Genomic DNA, 18617 nt, shown 5'->3' with positions numbered 1-18617 from the left:
CCACCCCCGCCGCGCCGCCCGACCCGGCCCACCCGCGGCTCCCAGGAGCGGCGGCTGGCCCAGAAACGCCGCCGCGCCCAGCTCAAGCGGGGCCGGCGGGGTGATCACGAGGATTAGGGCCTGCTTCCGGGATCTCCGGGTGAGGTCCTGGGCCTACCAAGGAACCTCAGGGGACCGTGACGGCAACCAGCCACAATCAACCCGACAACCGCACCATCGGCTGGAACGCAACAACAGCAGTTGATTCCGGGGAGGCGGGCTATGGGGCGGCGGTGGTGGACCGGACGATGAGGGACGGGCGCAGCAGGTGCCGGACCGGGGTGGTGCGCTCGCCGCGGACCCGTTGCAGGAGCGCCTCGGCGGCGAGCCGGCCCATCTCGATGCGGGGCTGGTCGACCGTGGTCAGGGAGACGTGGCGGAGCGCGGCGAGTGAGGTGTTGTCGTAGCCGACCACCGAGACGTCGGCCGGGACCCGGACGCCGGCCTCCTCGAACGCGGAGATCGCGCCGATGGCGTTGAAGTCGTTGGCCGCCACCACCGCGGTGGGCAGGTGGCTGCCGCGGGCCTCGAGCAGCTCGCGCACCGCCTTGGCGCCGGCCACGTCGGTGTACTCGCTGCGGATCACCTGTGGCCGCAGGCCGTGGCGGCGCATGGCGGCCACGTAGCCGGTGCGCCGGGGGGCGGCCTGCGAGCCGCCGCCGCCGTCGATGTGCACGATGTCGGTGTGGCCCAACGACACCAGGTGGTCGACGGCCAGGCCGGATCCGGTCTGCCCGTCGTCGTTCACGGTGTCCACTGTGGACAAGCGGGAGGATCGGGAGACCAGCACCAGCGGGGCCTGCGCGGCGGCGGCCTCGATCGCGCTGGCCGGCACCACCGGGCCGAGCAGGGCGATGCCGGCCGGGCGGAACGACAGCAGGCTGGCCAGCGCCTGGCGCTCGCGGGGCGCCCGCCGTCCGCCGGTGTTGATCACCAGCTCGAAGCCATGCTCGCGGGCGCACGCGTCGAGCCCGTCGACGATCTCCGCCCAGAACGCGTTGTGCAGGTCGGAGACCATCACCCCGAGGAAGTGCGAGGTGCGGCTGGCCAGCGAGCGGGCCATGGCGTGCGGCGAGTAGCCGAGCTCGTCGGCCGCGCGCAGCACGGCCGCCCGCCGGTGCTCGCTGACCTTGGGCGATCCGCGCATGACCAGCGAGACCAGCGCGCGGGACACACCGGCCCTGGCCGCGACGTCCTCCATGGTCGGCCGATCCATGGCACCCCTTGACAGCTGTGCGGCGGGACGAACAGGATTAGAGCGCTCCAACAAGTAGAGCGCTCTAACCCGGGCAAGTCAAGAAGGACGAAAGCATGCGGATCGGGGTCGCCGGAGCCGGGCGGATCGGCACCATGCACGCGACCAACCTGGCCTCGCTCGACGCCGTGGACGAGGTGCTGCTGTACGACCCGGTCGACGGCCGGGCCGCCCGGGTCGCCGCCATGGTCGGCCCCGGCGCCGCGCCGGTGGGCGGGCTCGACGACCTGCTCGCGGCCAGCGACGGGGTGCTGGTGGCCACCCCGACGACCACCCACCCGGACCTGCTGCGCCGGTGCGTCGCGGCCGGGGTGCCGGCCCTGTGCGAGAAGCCGATCGCCGACGACCTCGGCGAGCTGGCCGCGCTGATCGACGAGGTGGACGCGGCCGGGGTGCCGGTCCTTGTCGGCTTCCAGCGCCGGTTCGACCCGGCCGTCGTGGAGCTGCGCCGCCGGATCCGCGGCGGCGAGCTCGGCACGATCTACCACGTGCGGGCGATCGGTAACGACGCCGCGCCGCCCGACCTCGGCTACCTGCCGTCCTCCGGCGGGATCTTCCGGGATCTGCTCATCCACGATCTCGACGCGGTGCCGTGGCTGGTCGGCGAGCCGGTCGTCGAGGTGTACGCGTCCGGCTCGGTGTTGGTGGACAAGGCTTTCGCGGCCGTTGACGACGTGGACAACGTGGTGGCCGTGCTGCGCTTCGCCGGCGGCGCGCACGCCGTGCTCACCGGCGGGCGGCACGACCCGCTCGGCTACGACCACCGCATCGAGGTGCTGGGCAGCAAGGACTCGCTGGCCGTCGGGCTCGACCCGCGCACGCCGCTGACCTCGCTCGAGCCGGGCGGGCCGACCGTGGCGCCGGACGCCTACCCCGGCTTTCCGGAGCGGTTCCGCCGCGCCTACCTCAACGAGATGGCGGTGTTCGTCGACGTGGTCGCCGGCCGGGCGGACAACCCGTCGCCGGTGCGGGACAGCATGATCTCATTGCGGCTGGCCGACGCCTGCGACTCCTCCCGGCGCAGCGGCGCGCCGGTACGCCTGTCCGAGACCGTGGGGGTGCACGCATGAACCTGAAGATCGCCGGGGCGCCGATCTCCTGGGGGGTGTGCGAGGTTCCTGGCTGGGGCCGGATGCTGGACTCGTCGACCGTGCTCGGCGAGATGGCCGAGCTGGGCCTGGCGGCCACCGAGCTGGGCCCGCCGGGCTACCTGCCGGAGGATCCGGACGAGCTGCGGGTGCTGCTCGACCGGCACGGCCTGCGGCTGGTCGGCGGGTTCCTCGCGGTCGTGCTGCACGACGCCGAGCAGGTCTGGTCCACGATGGAGGATGCGGGCGAGGTGGCCGAGTTGCTCGCCGGCGCCGGGGCCGAGGTGCTGGTGCTGGCCGCCGCCACCGGGCTGCCCGGGTACGACGTGCGCCCGCCGCTGCGCGACGACCAGTGGCGCACGCTGGTCGAGACCGTCGCGCGGATCCGCGACCTGGCCGCCCGGCACGGGGTGCGGACCGTGCTGCACCCGCACGTGGGCACGCACGTGGAGACCGGGCCCGAGGTGGAGCGGTTCCTCGCCGACTCGGACGTGCCGCTGTGCCTGGACACCGGGCACCTGCTGATCGGCGGCACCGATCCGGTCGAGCTGGCCCGCGGGTACCCGGGCCGGATCGGCCACGTGCACCTCAAGGATGTCCGGACGGCCGTCGCCGACGTGGTGCGGGCCGGCCGGATCAGCTACACGCACGCGGTCGGGTCGGGCATGTACGTGCCGCTCGGCGACGGGGATCTCGACGTGCCCGAGTTGGTCCGCGTGCTCACCGACGCCGGCTACACCGGCTGGTACGTCCTCGAGCAGGACACCGCGCTGTCAGGGGATTCCATCGCCGAGGACCACCGTCCCCGGCGTGACGTCGCGCGCAGCCTCGCGCATCTGACCGCAACTCTCAGTTAACCGACCGCTAGGAGAGACAACGATGTCCAACCACCCCTCGCGCGCGCGCCGCCGCGGGTTCCTGCTCGGCATCGCCTCGGCCGGCGCGATCCTGCTCGCCGCGTGCAGCGGCCCGGCCGCGGACAACCCGTCCGGCGGCACCGGCGCCGGCACGCCCCCGGCCCCCCCGCCGTCCGGCGGGCCGCTGACCGTGGCCGTTGTGACGCACGGCGGCGCCGGCGACGCGTTTTGGAGCGTGGTGAAGAACGGGGCCGAGGCGGCCGGCAAGCAGCTTGGCGTCACGGTGACCTACAGCTCGGACGGCGATCCCGGCGCCCAGGCGCGGCTGATCGACAACGCGGTGGCGCAGAAGGTCGGCGGCCTGGTGGTGTCGATGGCCAACCCGGACGCGCTGAAGACCTCGATCGAGAACGCGGTCAGGGCCGGCATCCCGGTGATCACGATCAACTCCGGCAGCGCCAGGAGCAAGGAGCTCGGCGCGCTGGCGCACGTCGGCCAGGAGGAGGACATCGCGGGCCAGCAGGCCGGCGAGAAGCTCAAGGCGGCCGGCAAGACCAGGCTGCTGTGCGTGATCCACGAGGCCGGTAACGTCGGGCTGACCCAGCGCTGCCAGGGCGCGACCCGCGGTTTCGGCGCCGTGCAGAACCTTCAGGTGGACCTGGCCAACCCGACCGACGTCGAGTCCCGGATCAAGGCCGCGCTGCAGGCCGACCCCTCGATCGACGCGGTGCTGGCGCTCAACCCGCAGGTCGGGGTGCTCGCCTCGAGCGCGGCCAAGGGCGCGGGTTCGAAGGCCCAGGTGGCGACGTTCGACCTGAACGCCGACGTGGCCACCGCAATCAAGAACGGTGACGTGCTGTTCGCCGTCGACCAGCAGCAGTACGAGCAGGGCTACCTGCCGATCGTGATGCTGAAGCTGTTCCACGACAACGCGAACACCCTCGGCGGCGGCAGCCCGGTGCTGACCGGACCGGGTTTCGTCGACAAGTCCAATGTGGACAAGGTGGCCGAGTACGCCAAGCGGGGCACGAGGTGAGCCATGGCTGTCACCCAAGCGCCCGCGTCGCCGCCGGTTGACGAGCGGCTGGCCGCGCCGGGGCTGCTGGACCGGCTGGTCGTCCGGCCGGAGGTGGGCGCGGGACTCGGCGCAATCGCGGTGTTCGTGTTCTTCGCCGTGTTCACCGAGCAGTTCCTCAGCTTCCCCGGCGTGGCCACCTGGCTGGACGTCGCGTCGACGCTTGGCATCATGGCGGTCGCCGTGGCGCTGCTGATGATCGGCGGGGAGTTCGACCTGTCGGCCGGCGTGATGACCGCGTCCACGGCGCTGGTCACCGCGCTGCTGGCGACAAGGGCCGGCTGGAACGTGTGGCTGGCCCTGCCGGCGTCGCTGGTGTTCGCGCTCGTCGTCGGCGCGCTCAACGGCTGGCTGGTGATCCGCACCGGGCTGCCCAGCTTCATCGTCACGCTGGGCACGTTCCTGGCGCTGCAGGGCATCAACCTCGGCGTCACCAAGCTGGTGACCGGCAGCGTCCAGGTCGCCGGCATGCGCAGCACCGCCGGCTACGCGTCGAGCGGCCAGCTCTTCGCGTCCACAGTGGACATCGGGGGCACCGCCTACCAGGTCTCGATCCTGTGGTGGATCGTGGTCACCGCGGTGGCCGCCTGGATGCTGGTGCAGACGAAGTTCGGCAACTGGATCTTCGCGGTCGGCGGGTCGGCGCAGAGCGCAAGGGCCGTCGGGGTTCCCGTGGCCCGAACCAAGATCCTGCTGTTCATGACGACAGCGGGGGCCGCCTGGCTGGTCGGGTCCATGAACATCCTGCGGCACACCAGCGTGCAGGCCAACGAGGGCATCGGCCTGGAGTTCCAGTACATCATCGCGGCGGTGATCGGCGGCTGCCTGCTCACCGGCGGCTTCGGCTCGGCGGTGGGCGCGGCGATCGGCGCGCTGATCTTCGGCATGGCCAGCCAGGGCATCGTCTACGCGCAGTGGGACCAGGACTGGTTCAAGCTCTTCCTCGGCGTGATGCTGCTGTCCGCGGTCCTGGTGAACAACGCGTTCCGGCGCCGGGCGGAGAGGGTGCGGCGATGAGTGGAGCTTGCGGAGCGAGTCATTCAACACGGGGTCTCCATCACCGAGCTTGCGAGGTGATGTCATGAGTGACGCGCTGATCGATGTGATCGACGTCGGGAAGTCCTACGGCAGCGTCATCGCGCTGCGCGATGTGTCCACTGTGGTCAATGCGGGCGAGGTCACCTGCGTGCTCGGCGACAACGGCGCCGGGAAGTCCACGCTGATCAAGATCCTGTCCGGGGTGCACCAGCACGACACCGGCTCGTTTCGGGTGGAGGGCGACGAGGTGCGGTTCGCCTCACCCCGGGAGGCGCTCGACCGCGGTATCGCCACGGTGTACCAGGACCTGGCCGTGGTGCCGCTGATGAGCGTGTGGCGCAACTTCTTCCTCGGCTCCGAGCCGACGATCGGCCGGGGCCCGTTCCAGATGCTCGACCGCGCGCGGGGCCGCGCGACCGCCCGCCAGGCGCTCGCCGAGATGGGCATCGACCTGCGCGACGTCGAGCAGCCGGTGGGCACGCTGTCCGGCGGGGAGCGGCAGTGCGTGGCCATCGCGCGGGCCGTGTACTTCGGCGCCAAGGTGCTGATCCTCGACGAGCCGACCGCGGCGCTCGGGGTGAAGCAGGCCGGCGTGGTGCTGCGCTACGTCGCCCAGGCCAGGGACCGCGGCCTCGGCGTCGTGCTGATCACGCACAACCCGCACCACGCCTACCCGGTTGGCGATCGCTTCCTGCTGCTCAAGCGGGGCCGGTCGCTCGGCTGCTTCGACAAGGCGGACATCACCCTGGCGGAGCTGACCCGGCAGATGGCCGGCGGCGCCGAGCTGGAGGCGCTGGAGTACGAGTTGCGCGCCGCGGGGGCGGAAGCGGAAGACGCAGCAGGCGGATGAACCCGGCAACCGCACCCGCGGACGCCCTCCACGCCGAGCGGAGCGAGGCACGTGTCACGGTTGAATCTTGAGCTGTTGACCGTCGGCCGGGTCGGGGTGGACCTCTACCCGGAGCAGACCGGCGTGCCGCTCGAGGAGGTGCGCACGTTCGCCAAGTCGTTGGGCGGCACCGCGACCAACGTGGCGGTGGCCGCCGCCCGGCTGGGGCGGCAGTCGGCCGTGCTCACCAAGGTGGGGCCGGACCCGTTCGGCGGCTACGTCCGCTCCGCGTTGCGGTCCTTCGGGGTGTCGCCGGACTTCGTCGGCACCGCGGCGGATCTTTTGACCCCGGTGGTGTTCTGTGCCCTTGACCCGCCCGGTGACCCGCCGCTGCTGTTCTACCGGCTGCCGGTCGCGCCCGACCTCACGCTGACCGGGGCGGACGTGCCGTGGGAGGTGGTCGCCGAGGTGCCGGTGCTGTGGGTGACCGGCACCGGCGTGTCCACCGAGCCGGCAAGGGCCACCCAGCGCACGATCCTGCGGCGCCGGGCCCGGCGCGCGCACACCGTGCTCGACCTCGACTACCGGCCGATGTTCTGGTCCGATGTGGACACCGCGCGCCGGGAGATCGGCTGGATGCTCGACCACGTCACGGTGGCGGTCGGCAACCGGGCCGAGGTCGAGGTCGCGGTGGGCGCCGCCGACCCGGACGAGGCGGCCAAACGGTTGCTGGCCAGGGGAATCGAGCTGGCCGTTGTGAAGAAGGGCGCGGACGGGGTCCTGGTGGCCACCGCCGAGGGATCGTGGACGGTGCCGCCCCGGCCGGTCGAGGTGGTGTGCGGGCTCGGCGCAGGCGACGCGTTCGGCGGCGCCCTGGTGCACGGCCTGCTGTCCGGCTGGGATCCGGTGCGCACCGCCCGGTACGCCAACGCGGCCGGGGCGCTCGTGGCCGGCCGGCTGGCCTGCGCGGACGCCATGCCGGACATCGGGGAGATCGAGGAGTTGCTGGGTTGATCAGCGATAGCGACTGGGCCGAGCTGCTGCACACCAGGGCCACCGATCCGGGCGCGGTGCGGCGGGCGTACGCCGACCGGGTCCGGCGGGACCGGCTGCTGTCCAAGCGGGGGACGCTGTTCCTGGTGGCGGCCGATCACCCGGCCCGCGGCGCGCTCGGCGTCGGCGACCGGCCGACGGCCATGGCCGACCGGCGGGACCTGCTGAACCGGCTGCTGGTGGCGCTGACCGATCCGGACGTCGACGGCCTGCTGGCCACTCCGGACGTCATCGAGGAGCTGCTGCTGCTCGACGGCCTGCACGGCAAAGTGGTGATCGGCTCGATGAACCGCGGCGGGCTGGCCGGCGCGCGCTGGGAGATCGACGACCGGTTCACCGCCTACGACGTTCAGTCTATTGTGGACAATAGACTGGACGGCGGGAAGATGCTGCTGCGCATCGTGGACTCCGACGCCGGCACGGCGCCGACGCTGGAGGCGTGCGCCCGCGCGGTCTCCGGGCTGGCCGCGCACGGGCTGATGGCGATGGTCGAGCCGCTGCCGTACCGGCGCGACGACGTCGGGGAACTGGTGCTGCGAAAGGAGCCCGCCGCGCTGGCCAGGGCCGTCACCGTGGCGTCCGGGCTCGGCGTGACGTCGGCGCACACCTGGCTCAAGCTCCCGGCCCCGGATGATCTGTCCATCTTGGACGCCACCACGCTGCCGGTGGTCGTGCTCGGCGGCGTCCCGTCCGGCCGGGTGGCCGACGATCTGGCGGCCTGGTCGCCGGCCCTCGGGCATCCCGTGGTCAGGGGCCTTGTGGTCGGCCGGACGCTGCTCTACCCACCGGACGACGACGTGGCCGGCGCGGTCGAGGCCGCGGGGAAGGTGTTGTGGGCCAAGGCGAGCGGGGCGCCGGCATGAACCTGCACCGCCCGCACGGGACGCTGTTCGACGGTCCGGACCCGGTCCGGCTGGAGCCGGCCGACGCCGGCTGGACCTACACCGGCCTGCGGGTGCTGCGGCTGGCCGCGGGTGAGCGGCGGCTGGTCGAGACCGGCGAGTTCGAGGCGTTCGTCGTGCCGTTGAGCGGAGGTGTCGTGGTCGAGGTGGACGGCGAGCGGTACCCGCTGACCGGCCGCGACTCGGTGTTTGCCCGGGTCACCGACTTCGCCTACGTGCCTCGCGACGCGGAGGTCCGCCTGTCCAGTGTGGACGGATGCGAGGTGGCGCTGCCGATGGCCAGGTGCGAGCGCCGGCTGCCGCCCAGGTACGGGCCGGCCGAGCAGGTCCCGGTGGAGGTGCGCGGGGCCGGCGGCGCCACCCGCCAGGTCACCAACTTCGGCGTGCCGGGGGTGTGGGAGCACGCCGACCGGCTCAACGCCTGCGAGCTGATCACCCCGGACGGCAACTGGTCGTCGTACCCGCCGCACAAGCACGACGACACCGAGCCGTGCGAGGTGATCAACGAGGAGATCTACTACTTCCGCATCGCCGGCCGGGACGGATGCTGGCCGTCCCGCGAGGGGTTCGGCTTCCACCGCACGTACACCGGCAACCGCGACATCGACACCGACGTCGCGGTCCGCGACGGCGACGTGTTCCTGATCCCCCGCGGGTACCACGGACCCTGCGTGGCCGCCCCCGGCTACCCGATGTACTACCTGAACGTGCTCGCCGGGCCGGGCGAGCAGCGGTCGATGGCGTTCTGCGACGACCCCGCGCACACCTGGGTGCGCGACACCTGGGCGTCCCAGCCGATCGACCCGCGCTGCCCGGTCACCACCGCGGAGGGACGCCGATGAAGCTCACCACCGCCCAGGCGCTGGTCCGCTGGCTGAGCGTCCAGCGCACCGAGCTGCTCGACGGGACCGAGGCCCCGCTGTTCCCCGCCGTGTTCGCGATCTTCGGGCACGGCAACGTGCTCGGGCTGGGCACCGCGCTGGCCGAGCACGCCGACCGGCTGCCGGTCTGGCGCGGGCACAACGAGCAGGGCATGGCGCTGGCCGCGGTCGGGCTGGCCAAGGCCACCCACCGCCGGCAGGTCGGCGTGGCCACCTCGTCGATCGGGCCGGGCGCGCTGAACATGGTCACCGCGGCCGGCGTCGCGCACGCCAACCGGTTGCCGCTGCTGCTGCTCCCCGGCGACACGTTCGCCAACCGGGCGCCGGACCCGGTGCTGCAGCAGGTCGAGCACTTCGGCGACCCGACGGCCACGGTGAACGACGCGTTCCGGGCGGTCAGCCGGTACTTCGACCGGATAGCGAGGGCCGAGCAGCTGATCGCCACGCTGCCGCAGGTGGCCAGGGTGCTCACCGACCCGGCCGACTGCGGGCCGGTCACGCTCGCGCTGCCGCAGGACGTGCAGGCCGAGGCCTACGACTTCCCGGACGCGCTGTTCGAACCGCGCGTCCACCGGCTGCTCCGGCCGCGCCCGGACCTGCGCCGGCTGGCCGACGCGGCCGAGGCGGTGCGGCGGTCGAGCCGGCTGCTGCTGGTGCTCGGCGGCGGCGTGCGCTGCTCCGGCGCCACCCGGCCGGCCCTCGAGCTGGCCGAGCGGCACGGCATCCCGGTCACCGAGACGACGGCCGGCCGCACGCTCGTCCCGCATGATCATCCGCTGCACGCCGGGCCGCTGGGCATCACCGGCTCGTTCTCGGCCAACGCGCTGGCCGCCGAGGCCGACCTGGTGCTCGCCGTCGGCACCCGGCTGCAGGACTTCACCACCGCCTCCTGGTCGCTGTTCGCGCCGGACCTGCGGCTGGTGACGATCAACACGGCCGGCTTCGACGCGGTCAAGCACGGCGCGCTGGCCGTGGTGGCCGACGCCGCCGAGGGCCTCACCGAGCTGGACGCGCTGCTGGAGGGCTGGCGGGTCGCTCCGGAGTGGACCGGCCGGGCGAGCGCCGAGCGGGCCCGGTGGGACGCCTACATCGACGGCCTGCGCAAGCCGGACGGCGGGACGCCCACGTACGCCCAGGTGGTCGGCGCGGTCAACGACGCGAGCGGGCCGCACGACTACGTGATGACCGCGTCCGGCGGCCTGCCCGGCGAGCTGATCGGCGGCTGGCGCACGGTGTCCGCCCCGGACGCGCCCACCGAGCCGACCATGGACGTCGAGTACGGGTTCTCCTGCATGGGCTACGAGCTGGCCGGCGCCTGGGGCGCGGCGATGGCCAGGGCGGTCACCCACCCGGACGGCGTCGTGACCACCCTGCTCGGCGACGGCTCGTACCTGATGCTCAACTCCGAGCTGTTCTCCGCGGCCTTCGCCGGGCACGGCTTCGTCGCCGTCGTGTGCGACAACGACGGCTACGCGGTGATCGACCGGCTGCAGCGCGGGCAGGGCGGCGCCGCGTTCAACAACATGTACGCCGACTGCCGGTCCACCCTGGCTCAACCACCGAGGGTCGACTTCGCCGCGCACGCCGCCGCGCTGGGCTGCGCGGTGCTGCCGGTCCACGACCTGGACGCGTTGCCCGCCGCGTACGGCAAGGCACGCGAGCATGCCCGAGCCGGTCGCCCGGCGGTCGTGGTGATCGGCACCCGGCCCGCGTCGTGGACCGAGGCGGGGGCCTGGTGGGAGGTGGGGGTGCCGGAGGTCTCTGACCGGCCGGGCATCGCCGACGCCCGTCGCGCACTGGACGAGGCGAAGCCCAGGCAGATCAGATATTTGCCCAGCTAGACGTGCCTAGGTCAACGACGGTACGTGTCGTACTCGTCGTCTTCCTCTTCGCGCTGCTCGTCCCCGCCGCGGTCGGAGGAATTGCCCGCCAGCTCGCGCTGCAATGCCTCGAAGTCCGTGTGGGGAGTGCTGTACTTGAGCTCTCGGGCCACCTTCGTCTGCTTAGCCTTTGCCCGGCCGCGCCCCATTGGCTCGACCCCCTCGCACAGTGACGGGGCGGCCGGGGGAATCGGCGGCCCCGTTAATCTCGACTGGTTCCTGCTAACTACCGTACCGTGCCGAAGGGGTCGGATGCGATGCGGCCGCGCCGCATCGTGCTGGAGATCGCCCCGAGACCGGACCGTGCGGAGGCCGTGAAACCATTCGTCCGTGCCGCGTCCGTTCGTCGCCTACCTGAGGGTGTACGAACCGCTGTCAACTTTTGACGGACCGTTGGCAAAGCTGCTTCGGGAGGCGGTCGAGACCGGCCACCTGGAGTACTCCACGGCCGGCGATCGTGAGCGCACGTTGTGGCTGAGGTCACAGCTGGCCACCCCGCCGATGCTGCTCCCCGGCGAGCTGCCCGGCGGCCGCCCGTCGCCGAGCGCCCTGCGCGACGTGCTGGTGCTCGACCCGGCCGAGGTGCCGGTCGAGGAGGGCGAGGTCGGCCCCGGTCCGCTGGTCTGCCCGCTGGACCTGCGGGCCCGCTCGGCGGCCGCCCTTGTCGGGTTCATCGCCTCGGCCTCGCCGACGCTGCGCACCGCCGCGCTGTCCGAGTCGCTGGACGCGGTCCGGGAGCGGGCCACCTCGGTGCTGTCCGACCTGCCCGGCGGCGCCGTGCACGTGGTGTCCACCACCTGGACGGTGCCGCTGCCCTGGTTCGCCCTCGTCGACCCCAACCACCGGCACGTCGTCGTGGCCACCCAGGAGGACCCGCGCCGCCAGGTGTGCTGGCGGATCGCGATGGCCGACGCCCGCCGCCGGGTCACCAGGGCGCACGACCTGGCCGTGCGCACGTTCGGCGACGCCGGGCCGACCAGGGTGCTGCAGGACACCGGGCGCTGGCTCGAGCACTTCCACGAGCATTCGGCCGTCGAGCTCGACTACGGCGGCCTCGTGCAGCTGCTCGACGACCAGGAGCTGATCGAGGACTCCTCCGCCGAGGACGTCAACGCGATCATCGAGGCCCTCGAGGCTCAGAACGTCGAGGAGGTCGCCGCCCGCTTCGAGCGACTCCGCGACTTCTGGGGCGAACTCGCCATGCGCGAAAGGTTCAACTGAGTCTGTGCGGAGCGCCTACCACCAGCGCGCCCAGCTCCGGCGCAGGTCGCGCAGCGACCGAGCAGCGCTCGGGCGCGCGGAGCGGCCGCCGGTGTCTGGACGACAGGAGCGCCAAAGGCCCGGTTGGGGGTGGGCCTTGCGTCCCTGCCGCCCGCAGGGCGGAGGGGGCGGGGCAAGCACTGTGGCCGACGCGCGACGAGGGAAGACACCGGGTCAAGGCCGCTAGCACGACCGAGCAATTCTATTCGGCCGGACGCGCCCGCTCGGCGGCCAGGAGGTCGTCGACCGAGGCGCGGCCGGCCCGGTAGCGGCTGCCGATCTCGTCGTTGAGCAGGTCCATCACCGCCTGCACCTCGCGCCGGCGCTGGGACACCGAGGCCTCCTCGGCGGCGTAGGTGCGCAGGGCCAGGTCTAGCCGGTCGTCGGGCAGCGAGACCACATCGGACAGGTCGGCGTCGGACACCAGCGCCTCGACGTGCCGGCGGTGCGCCTCCGCCCGGGACGGCTCCATGGTCTGATGCCGGCCAGAGCCGGTGGCCGGCGCCACCGCGTTGTCGGCCAGGATCGTGGCGAGCTGGTCCACCACGGCGACGGACCCGCCCTCGGCCCGCCGCTTGAGCTCCGCCTTGACGATGTCGATCCGGCCGTGCAGCAGCCGGCGCAGGTACGACAGGTCGGTCTCCTCCTGCGCGGCGTCGTCCCGCCGCGCGCGGACCTCGTCCAGGTCGAGCCGGTCGAGATCGGCTACGTAGTCCGGCGACAGCACGCGGTCGATGCGCCTACGGCCGCCGGGTCGGACTTCGATCACGCGCACATCCTCCGTGAACGTGGTGGTCGACGCCACCCCGGCCACCCGAAATGGTCAGTCTTTCGAAGAGACCCCTAGGAGGTCGCGCACCTCCGCGGGCGGCAGCGGCGGCCGCTGGGCGATCCTGGCCAGCCCCGCGGCCCTCGCGACGAGCTGAGCGTTGTCCTTGACGCGTTCGCCACGGGCGTAAGAGACGGTGTCCTCCATCCCGACTCGAAGGTGACCGCCGGCGGCCAGCGCGGCGAACATGACCGGCAGGCTGGTGCGGCCGATGCCGGTGGCCGAGAACGTGGCCCCGTCCGGGATCGCGCGCAGCGCGGCGACCAGCGTCTCGGCGTCGCCCGGCATCCCGCCCGGCACGCCCATCACCAGGTCCACGTGCACATGCCCGCCGGCCGGCGGCCCGTGCTCGTCGAGCAGCCGGCGCAGGCTGGCCAGCTGGCCTAGGTCGAAGATCTCGTACTCCGGCACGATCCGGCGCTCCCGCATGCGCTTGTGCAGCTCGACCACGAACTCCCAGCGGTTGAGGAACACGTCGTCGCCGAAGTTGACCGTGCCCATCGTGCAGGACGCCGAGTCCGGCATGGCGTCCAGCACGCGCAGCCGGTCGGACTCGGGATCGGTCACCGCCCCGCCGGTGGACAGCTGCACCACCAGGTCGGTCTGCTCGCGCAGCGCCGCCACGGTGTCCTTGAGCAACTGCAGGTCCAGCGTCGGCTTGGTGTCGGCGCCCCGGATGTGCACGTGGATCATGGCCGCGCCTACCCGCTCGCAGTCCCGCGCGGTGCCGACCAGCTCCTCCAGCGTGACCGGGAGGTTGGGCACGTCCGCCTTGTCCAGCTCGGCCCCGGTGGGGGCGACCGTGATCAACGTGCCGTGCGCGCCGGGGCGGGTGGTCATGGGGTCGATCCTAGGGTCAGCCGTGCAGCCGCCGGGCCGCCTCCCGGCCGAGGCCCGGGGTGTCCTCGGGGACCGAGTCGGGGTCGATGGACGCCTGCACGACGCGGTCCTCGGCGCCGGCGGTCAGCTCGGCGTCCACCGGCACCGAGCGCTTGACCAGGGCCAGCGCGATCGGGCCCAGCTCGTGGTGCTGGGCAACGGTGCCCACCCGGCCGACGGCGCGCTCGCCGAGCAGCACCGGGTCGCCGGTCTCTGGCAGCACCTCGGGCGAGCCGTCCAGGTGCAGCAGCACCATGTGCCGCGGCGGGCGCCCGATGTTGTGCACCTTGGCCACGGTCTCCTGCCCGCGGTAGCAGCCCTTGGCCACGTGCGCGGCCACGTGCACCCAGCCGACCTCGTGCGGGATCGTCCGCTCGTCGGTGTCCACGCCGAGCCGGGCGCGTACGGCCGTCACCCGGAGCGCCTCGAAGCCCCAGCTGCCCATCGGCCGCGCGCCCGCCCCGGTCAGCCGGTCCCACCACTCGTGCAGGACCGGCCGGGGCACCAGCAGGTCCGCGGCGGCTGTGCCTTCCCGCCCCCGCCGCCCTGCAGGCGGCAGGATGGCGGCCCCACCCCCAACCGCGGGCCACGGCATGCGGCGGGCGAGCACCTCGCCGGCGGCGGCCACCCCGTACGGCTCGTCCGGCAGGGCCACGCCGAGGTTCGCCAGCAGGTCCGCAGTCTCCGGTCCGACGACGGAAAGCAGCGCGCGGTCCGCGGTGGCGTCCGCAACGTCCACTTTGGACCAGAAGCGCATCGAGTCGAGGTACTCCCGCAGCGACTGCCGGCCCCCGCGGGCGCCGGTGGCCGACGCACCCGCCTCGGTGTCCAGCCAGACCGTGCCGTCGGCGTGGGCGAGCACCATGTGCGCGTCCACCCGTCCCTGGCTGTCCAGCACCAGCGCCTCGGTGCCGGCCCCGTCGGCCAGCCCGGTGACGTGCTGTGAGATCACCAGGTGCAGCCAGGACAGCCGCTCCTCGCCGGTCACCGCGAGCACCTCGCGGTGCGAGCGGTCCACGACCGCCACGGCGCGCGCGGCCGCCCGCTGCTCGGCGAACGGGTCACCGAAATGCCACGGCACCCCGGCGTCGGGCGAGCCGTCCCTGGCGGACACCGCGCCCGGCGCGTCGAGAATGGGCGAGGGGGTCACGAGCTCTCCGCGGGCGTGCACTGCCGGCACCGGCCGGTCAGCGCGAGATGGCTGGCATCAAGTGCGAACCCGTACTCGTCGCGCAATGTTCCGGCCAGCTCGGCCAGCCGCTCCCGCGGCACCTCCTCGACCCGCCCGCACTTGTGGCACACCAGGTGCACGTGCTGGTGCTCGTGGAGGGAGTAGTTGGGCGCGCCGTGCCCGAGATGGGTGTGCCGCACCACGCCGAGGCTCTCCAGCAGCTCAAGCGTGCGGTAGATCGTGGTGATGTTGACGGTCGGCGTGCTGCGCTGGACGTACTGGCAGATCTGCTCCGGCGTCGCGTGCTCGAGGTCGACAAGGGCGTCCAGCACGAACTGCCGCTGCGGGGTCATCCGCATCCCGCGCTGGTGCAGCGTCCGGCGCAGTGCCGCGTGCCCGTTCGCCGTCTTCACGCCATCGATCGTATTCCGATCGGCAGTAGGCTCGCGGCATGCGGGTATTGGCGATGCTGGACGGAACCCTGGCCGACCCCGACCGGCCGCACCTCACGGTGGACGACCTTGCGGTGCTCCGCGGCGACGGCATCTTCGAGACCATCCTGGTTGTCGACGGCAAGCCGAGGGAGCTCGGTCCGCACCTCGACCGGCTGGCCCGCTCGGCGGCCATGCTCGACCTGCCCGAGCCGGACCGGGCCGCGTGGGAGCGCTGCGCCGCCGCGGTGATCGACGCCTGGCGTGGCGAGTCCGAGATGGCGCTGCGGCTGATCTACACGCGCGGCCGGGAGACCGGCGACGGACCGCCGACCGGGTTCGCCCTCGGCACCCCGATCGCGCCGAAGGTGCTGCGCAACCGGGAGACCGGCGTGGCCGCGCTGACCCTCGACCGCGGCTACCACCCCGACGTCGTGGCCACCGCGCCGTGGCTGCTGCTCGGCGCGAAGTCGCTGTCCTACGCCGTGAACATGGCCGCCATCCGGTACGCCGAGGCGCACGGCGCCCAGGAGGCGATCTTCGTCGCGGCGGACGGCTCGGTGCTGGAGGGGCCGACGTCCACGGTGGTCGTCGCGGACGGCAACACGCTGCGCACCACCCCGCCGTCGAGCGGGATCCTGCCCGGCACCACCCAGGCGGCGCTGTTCCGGGCGGCGGAGAAGGCCGGCTGGAGCACCAAGGTGGAGCCGCTGCGGGTGGCCGACCTGCGCGCGGCCGACGGCCTGTTCATGGTGTCCAGCGTCCGCAAGATCACCCGCGTGCACACCCTTGACGGCGAGCCGCTCCCCGAGGTCCCGGCACTGCATGCCGAGCTGAGCTCGCTGTACGAGTCGGAGTATTAGGAAACGGGCCGGAACCGGACCCTGGTGCCGGGGCGGGCCTGGGCCAGCGCCGGCAGCGCGTCCGGGCGCACCACGGCGATCACCGGGTAGCCGCCGGTGGTCGGGTGGTCGGCCAGGAAGATCACCGGCCGCCCGCCGGCCGGCACCTGCACCGCGCCGGTGATCACGCCCTCGCTTGGCAGCTCCAGGTCGGCGAACCGCCCGGCCCGGCGCAGCGCCGGACCGGCCAGCCGCAGCCCGACCCGGTTGCTCTGCGCCGACACCGTCCACTCGGCACCGGCCAGCTGCTCGGCCGGCCGGTCGAACCAGTCGTCCCGCGGCCCGAGCAGGACCGGGACGGCCAGCCGGTTCGGCGGCTGCTCGGGGGCCAGCTCGTCGACGCCGACCGGCGGGCCGTGCTGGCCGCCGAGCGGGAGCACCTCGCCGGGTTCCAAGGGATCCGGGCCGATGCCGGACAGCACGTCGGTGGCCCGCGAGCCGAGCTCGAGCGGCACCTCGATTCCGCCGGAGATGCCGACGTAGCAACGCAGTCCGAGCTCGGGCGCGCCGATCTCCAGCTCCTCGCCGGCGCCGAGGTGCACCGGCACGTGCGAGCCGGCCCCCCGGCCGGCGGTCCGCACGGCCACGCTCGGCCCGGTCACCGCGACCGTGCACGAGCACTCGGCCCGCAGCCGCAGCCCGCCCATCAGCGTCTCGATCCCGGCCGCGCCCTCGGCGTTGCCGACCAGCCGGTTGGCCAGCCGCAGCGCGGGCGCGTCAAGGGCGCCGGACGGAGGCACGCCGAGGTGCGCGTTGCCGGGCCGGCCGAGGTCCTCGACGAGCGCCTGGGGTCCGGTGGCCAGCACGGTGACCGCACGTCTCATCGGGCCACCTCGAACCGCACGAGGTCACCGGGGGCCAGCAGGGCGGCCGGCTCCCGGCGCGGATCGAACAGCGCCTCGGCGTCGGGACTCAGCCGGGCGATCAACCGCCAGCCACCCGGCGACGAGCGCGGGTACGCCCCGGTGAACTCCCCGGCCACGCCGATCGCGCCGGCCGGCACGCTGGGTCGCGGCGAGTCCAACCTCGGCTGGCGCAACGGTTCCGGCAGTCCGGTCAGGTAGCCGAAGCCGGGCGCGAACCCGCAGAACGCCACGGTGTACTCGGCCCCGCTGTGCAGCTCGGCGACCTCGGCCGCGCTCACCCCCGCGGTCTCGGCGACCAGCTGGAGGTCGGGTCCGTCGTAGACCGCCGGCAGCACGACCCGGCGCGGCCGCTCGGCCGGCGGGTGCTCGAGGTCGGCCCGGTCCAGCACGGCCCGCAGCCGCCGCTGCCCGCCCGAGCCGGGGCGGAAGCCGGCAAGCACGGTCCGGGCGGCCGGCACCAGCTCGACGAGATCGGGCAGCTCCCCCCGGTCCGCGGCCGCCGCCAACGCCGCCCGCACCGCGGCCACCTCGCCGAGCGAGCCGAGCTCGACGAGCACCGCGTCCGCACCGCATCGCCGCAACCGCACGCCCGAACCCTAGCCAGTTGGCTCAGCCGGCGACCCGCCGTAGGTAGGCGGAGGTGTGCGGCTGCATGGGCTGGCCCATCATGGCGCGCTCCTCGACGTACGCGAGGTCGCCGTTGTTCACCAGGCCGTAGAGCCGCTTGGCGCCGGTGACGTCCTTGGCCGTCGCGGTGCGCATGACCGCGTCGGTGGCCAGCTCCCAGGAGGTCTGCGTGCGCGGCTGGCCGTAGAAGATCTCCACGACGCCGGTGTTGTGGGCCAGCAGCAGCTCGATCGTGTCGTCCGGTTGCGGCCGCCACCACCCGACCTCGCGGGCGGCGGGGCGGATGATGCCGCCGTCGGCGTCCAGCAGCCAGCTGCGCGTCTCGTGCAGCAGGAACGGCCGGCCGTCGTGCGCGATCGTGAGCTGCTGGCCGAACCGGTACGGCCCCTCGATGGTCGGGTAGACCACCTCGCCCTCGCCGCGCCACACGCCCACCAGCGGCAGCAGCGCCAGGCAGGACTCGTGCAGGTCCGGCCCCTCGCGCAGGTTCGCGGTGTCGTTCGGCACCGGCAGGTCGTCCCACCACGGGACGTTGCGGTGCCGGGTCGTCTCGGCCCGCTCGGCGGCCGCCCGGATCGCCGCGTCGCCGCTGCTCTCGTTCACTGCCATGGCTGCCGTACGAAGATCCGGTACGCGCCGAGCCCGGCGAACCCGGTCACGGCCAGCGCCATGATCACCAACACGGCGGTGAAGAACCAATCCACCCGGCTGAGCGTAGTGCGACGAAGGCGGCCCTCCGCACCATGGGCGTGCGG

20 protein-coding genes are annotated in these 18617 nt (G+C 73.3%); 11 read left to right on the top strand and 9 right to left on the bottom strand.

Annotation, left to right across the window (positions count from 1 at the left end; all coding sequences use genetic code 11):
- Positions 1 to 259: 259 nt before the first annotated feature.
- Positions 260 to 1255 (bottom strand): LacI family DNA-binding transcriptional regulator, encoded by a 996-nt coding sequence (locus VGX25_RS29905; protein WP_326921282.1) that lies wholly within the window; start codon positions 1253 to 1255, stop codon positions 260 to 262.
- A 95-nt stretch (positions 1256 to 1350) separates the two neighbouring features.
- Here VGX25_RS29905 and VGX25_RS29900 point away from each other — a divergent pair, with 95 nt between their 5' ends.
- The 9 genes from VGX25_RS29900 to iolD all read left to right on the top strand — a co-directional run bounded on the left by VGX25_RS29900 (position 1351) and on the right by iolD (position 10858).
- Positions 1351 to 2364, top strand: coding sequence for a Gfo/Idh/MocA family protein (locus VGX25_RS29900; RefSeq protein WP_326921281.1), 1014 nt, complete (start codon positions 1351 to 1353; stop codon positions 2362 to 2364).
- Complete coding sequence (locus VGX25_RS29895) at positions 2361 to 3239, top strand: TIM barrel protein (RefSeq protein ID WP_326921280.1); 879 nt, start codon at positions 2361 to 2363, stop codon at positions 3237 to 3239. Before VGX25_RS29900 ends, VGX25_RS29895 begins: the two co-directional genes overlap by 4 nt.
- Before the next feature lie 22 nt (positions 3240 to 3261).
- Positions 3262 to 4275, top strand: coding sequence for a sugar ABC transporter substrate-binding protein (locus VGX25_RS29890; protein WP_326921279.1), 1014 nt, complete (start codon positions 3262 to 3264; stop codon positions 4273 to 4275).
- Positions 4276 to 4278: 3 nt separating this feature from the next.
- Positions 4279 to 5331: an ABC transporter permease gene (locus VGX25_RS29885; protein WP_326921278.1), complete on the top strand. Its 1053-nt coding sequence runs from the start codon at positions 4279 to 4281 to the stop codon at positions 5329 to 5331.
- A 64-nt stretch (positions 5332 to 5395) separates the two neighbouring features.
- Entirely contained in the window at positions 5396 to 6202 is an 807-nt protein-coding gene (locus tag VGX25_RS29880; RefSeq protein WP_326921277.1) for an ATP-binding cassette domain-containing protein, read from the top strand.
- Positions 6203 to 6262: 60 nt separating this feature from the next.
- Positions 6263 to 7195 carry a 5-dehydro-2-deoxygluconokinase gene (gene iolC, locus VGX25_RS29875; RefSeq protein ID WP_326921285.1) on the top strand — a complete coding sequence of 311 codons (933 nt, stop codon included), beginning with the start codon at positions 6263 to 6265 and terminating at the stop codon, positions 7193 to 7195.
- Positions 7192 to 8097 (top strand): Cgl0159 family (beta/alpha)8-fold protein, encoded by a 906-nt coding sequence (locus tag VGX25_RS29870; RefSeq protein WP_326921276.1) that lies wholly within the window; start codon positions 7192 to 7194, stop codon positions 8095 to 8097. Before iolC ends, VGX25_RS29870 begins: the two co-directional genes overlap by 4 nt.
- On the top strand, positions 8094 to 8978 hold the full coding sequence (gene iolB / locus VGX25_RS29865; protein WP_326921284.1) for a 5-deoxy-glucuronate isomerase: 885 nt from the start codon (positions 8094 to 8096) through the stop codon (positions 8976 to 8978). Before VGX25_RS29870 ends, iolB begins: the two co-directional genes overlap by 4 nt.
- Positions 8975 to 10858, top strand: a complete 1884-nt coding sequence (gene iolD / locus VGX25_RS29860; RefSeq protein ID WP_326921275.1) for a 3D-(3,5/4)-trihydroxycyclohexane-1,2-dione acylhydrolase (decyclizing) — start codon at positions 8975 to 8977, stop codon at positions 10856 to 10858. Before iolB ends, iolD begins: the two co-directional genes overlap by 4 nt.
- Before the next feature lie 11 nt (positions 10859 to 10869).
- Here the strand turns inward: iolD and VGX25_RS29855 are convergent, their stop codons facing one another.
- Entirely contained in the window at positions 10870 to 11046 is a 177-nt protein-coding gene (locus VGX25_RS29855) for a DUF3073 domain-containing protein (protein WP_326921274.1), read from the bottom strand.
- Between the two features lie 181 nt (positions 11047 to 11227).
- Here VGX25_RS29855 and VGX25_RS29850 point away from each other — a divergent pair, with 181 nt between their 5' ends.
- Positions 11228 to 12118 carry a hypothetical protein gene (locus VGX25_RS29850; protein WP_326921273.1) on the top strand — a complete coding sequence of 297 codons (891 nt, stop codon included), beginning with the start codon at positions 11228 to 11230 and terminating at the stop codon, positions 12116 to 12118.
- Between the two features lie 241 nt (positions 12119 to 12359).
- Here VGX25_RS29850 and VGX25_RS29845 read toward each other — a convergent pair whose 3' ends face one another.
- The 4 genes from VGX25_RS29845 to VGX25_RS29830 are packed head-to-tail and all read right to left on the bottom strand — an operon-like array spanning position 12360 to position 15395.
- Complete coding sequence (locus VGX25_RS29845) at positions 12360 to 12926, bottom strand: aerial mycelium formation protein (RefSeq protein ID WP_326921272.1); 567 nt, start codon at positions 12924 to 12926, stop codon at positions 12360 to 12362.
- Positions 12927 to 12980: 54 nt separating this feature from the next.
- Positions 12981 to 13826 carry a 3-keto-5-aminohexanoate cleavage protein gene (locus VGX25_RS29840; RefSeq protein WP_326921271.1) on the bottom strand — a complete coding sequence of 282 codons (846 nt, stop codon included), beginning with the start codon at positions 13824 to 13826 and terminating at the stop codon, positions 12981 to 12983.
- A gap of 16 nt (positions 13827 to 13842) precedes the next feature.
- Complete coding sequence (locus VGX25_RS29835) at positions 13843 to 15015, bottom strand: folate-binding protein (protein WP_326921270.1); 1173 nt, start codon at positions 15013 to 15015, stop codon at positions 13843 to 13845.
- Positions 15012 to 15395, bottom strand: a complete 384-nt coding sequence (locus VGX25_RS29830) for a transcriptional repressor (RefSeq protein WP_326921283.1) — start codon at positions 15393 to 15395, stop codon at positions 15012 to 15014. Before VGX25_RS29830 ends, VGX25_RS29835 begins: the two co-directional genes overlap by 4 nt.
- A 92-nt stretch (positions 15396 to 15487) precedes the next feature.
- On the opposite strand from VGX25_RS29830, the gene VGX25_RS29825 reads away from it, so the two are divergent.
- Positions 15488 to 16330 carry an aminodeoxychorismate lyase gene (locus tag VGX25_RS29825; protein ID WP_326921269.1) on the top strand — a complete coding sequence of 281 codons (843 nt, stop codon included), beginning with the start codon at positions 15488 to 15490 and terminating at the stop codon, positions 16328 to 16330.
- Here the strand turns inward: VGX25_RS29825 and VGX25_RS29820 are convergent.
- From VGX25_RS29820 to VGX25_RS29810, 3 genes are read right to left on the bottom strand one after another with little or no spacing between them, the layout of a single operon-like run.
- Positions 16327 to 17193, bottom strand: coding sequence for a biotin-dependent carboxyltransferase family protein (locus tag VGX25_RS29820; RefSeq protein WP_326921268.1), 867 nt, complete (start codon positions 17191 to 17193; stop codon positions 16327 to 16329). The two genes, VGX25_RS29825 and VGX25_RS29820, sit on opposite strands and share 4 nt — an antisense overlap.
- The gene (locus VGX25_RS29815; protein WP_326921267.1) at positions 17190 to 17822 is read right to left on the bottom strand and encodes an allophanate hydrolase subunit 1; all 633 of its coding nucleotides are present in this window, start codon (positions 17820 to 17822) and stop codon (positions 17190 to 17192) included. The genes VGX25_RS29820 and VGX25_RS29815 overlap by 4 nt, the downstream gene beginning before the upstream one ends.
- A gap of 22 nt (positions 17823 to 17844) precedes the next feature.
- The gene (locus VGX25_RS29810; RefSeq protein ID WP_326921266.1) at positions 17845 to 18471 is read right to left on the bottom strand and encodes an FABP family protein; all 627 of its coding nucleotides are present in this window, start codon (positions 18469 to 18471) and stop codon (positions 17845 to 17847) included.
- Between the last annotated feature and the right edge of the window lie 146 nt (positions 18472 to 18617).

Source organism: Actinophytocola sp. (assembly GCF_035942955.1).
Taxonomy (GTDB): domain Bacteria; phylum Actinomycetota; class Actinomycetes; order Mycobacteriales; family Pseudonocardiaceae; genus DASYTH01.
This window is presented reverse-complemented; position numbering and strand designations above follow the sequence as displayed.

Excerpts from the sequence above, each read along its gene's own strand:
- VGX25_RS29885 (WP_326921278.1), top strand. The coding sequence starts at position 4,279 with ATGGCTGTCACCCAAGCGCCCGCGTCGCCGCCGGTTGACGAGCGGCTG.
- VGX25_RS29905 (WP_326921282.1), bottom strand. The coding sequence starts at position 1,255 with ATGGATCGGCCGACCATGGAGGACGTCGCGGCCAGGGCCGGTGTGTCC.
- VGX25_RS29810 (WP_326921266.1), bottom strand. The coding sequence starts at position 18,471 with ATGGCAGTGAACGAGAGCAGCGGCGACGCGGCGATCCGGGCGGCCGCC.
- VGX25_RS29820 (WP_326921268.1), bottom strand. The coding sequence starts at position 17,193 with ATGAGACGTGCGGTCACCGTGCTGGCCACCGGACCCCAGGCGCTCGTC.
- VGX25_RS29825 (WP_326921269.1), top strand. The coding sequence starts at position 15,488 with ATGCGGGTATTGGCGATGCTGGACGGAACCCTGGCCGACCCCGACCGG.
- VGX25_RS29840 (WP_326921271.1), bottom strand. The coding sequence starts at position 13,826 with ATGACCACCCGCCCCGGCGCGCACGGCACGTTGATCACGGTCGCCCCC.
- iolD (WP_326921275.1), top strand. The coding sequence starts at position 8,975 with ATGAAGCTCACCACCGCCCAGGCGCTGGTCCGCTGGCTGAGCGTCCAG.
- VGX25_RS29880 (WP_326921277.1), top strand. The coding sequence starts at position 5,396 with ATGAGTGACGCGCTGATCGATGTGATCGACGTCGGGAAGTCCTACGGC.
- VGX25_RS29900 (WP_326921281.1), top strand. The coding sequence starts at position 1,351 with ATGCGGATCGGGGTCGCCGGAGCCGGGCGGATCGGCACCATGCACGCG.
- VGX25_RS29830 (WP_326921283.1), bottom strand. The coding sequence starts at position 15,395 with ATGCGGATGACCCCGCAGCGGCAGTTCGTGCTGGACGCCCTTGTCGAC.
- VGX25_RS29890 (WP_326921279.1), top strand. The coding sequence starts at position 3,262 with ATGTCCAACCACCCCTCGCGCGCGCGCCGCCGCGGGTTCCTGCTCGGC.
- iolB (WP_326921284.1), top strand. The coding sequence starts at position 8,094 with ATGAACCTGCACCGCCCGCACGGGACGCTGTTCGACGGTCCGGACCCG.
- VGX25_RS29895 (WP_326921280.1), top strand. The coding sequence starts at position 2,361 with ATGAACCTGAAGATCGCCGGGGCGCCGATCTCCTGGGGGGTGTGCGAG.
- VGX25_RS29855 (WP_326921274.1), bottom strand. The coding sequence starts at position 11,046 with ATGGGGCGCGGCCGGGCAAAGGCTAAGCAGACGAAGGTGGCCCGAGAG.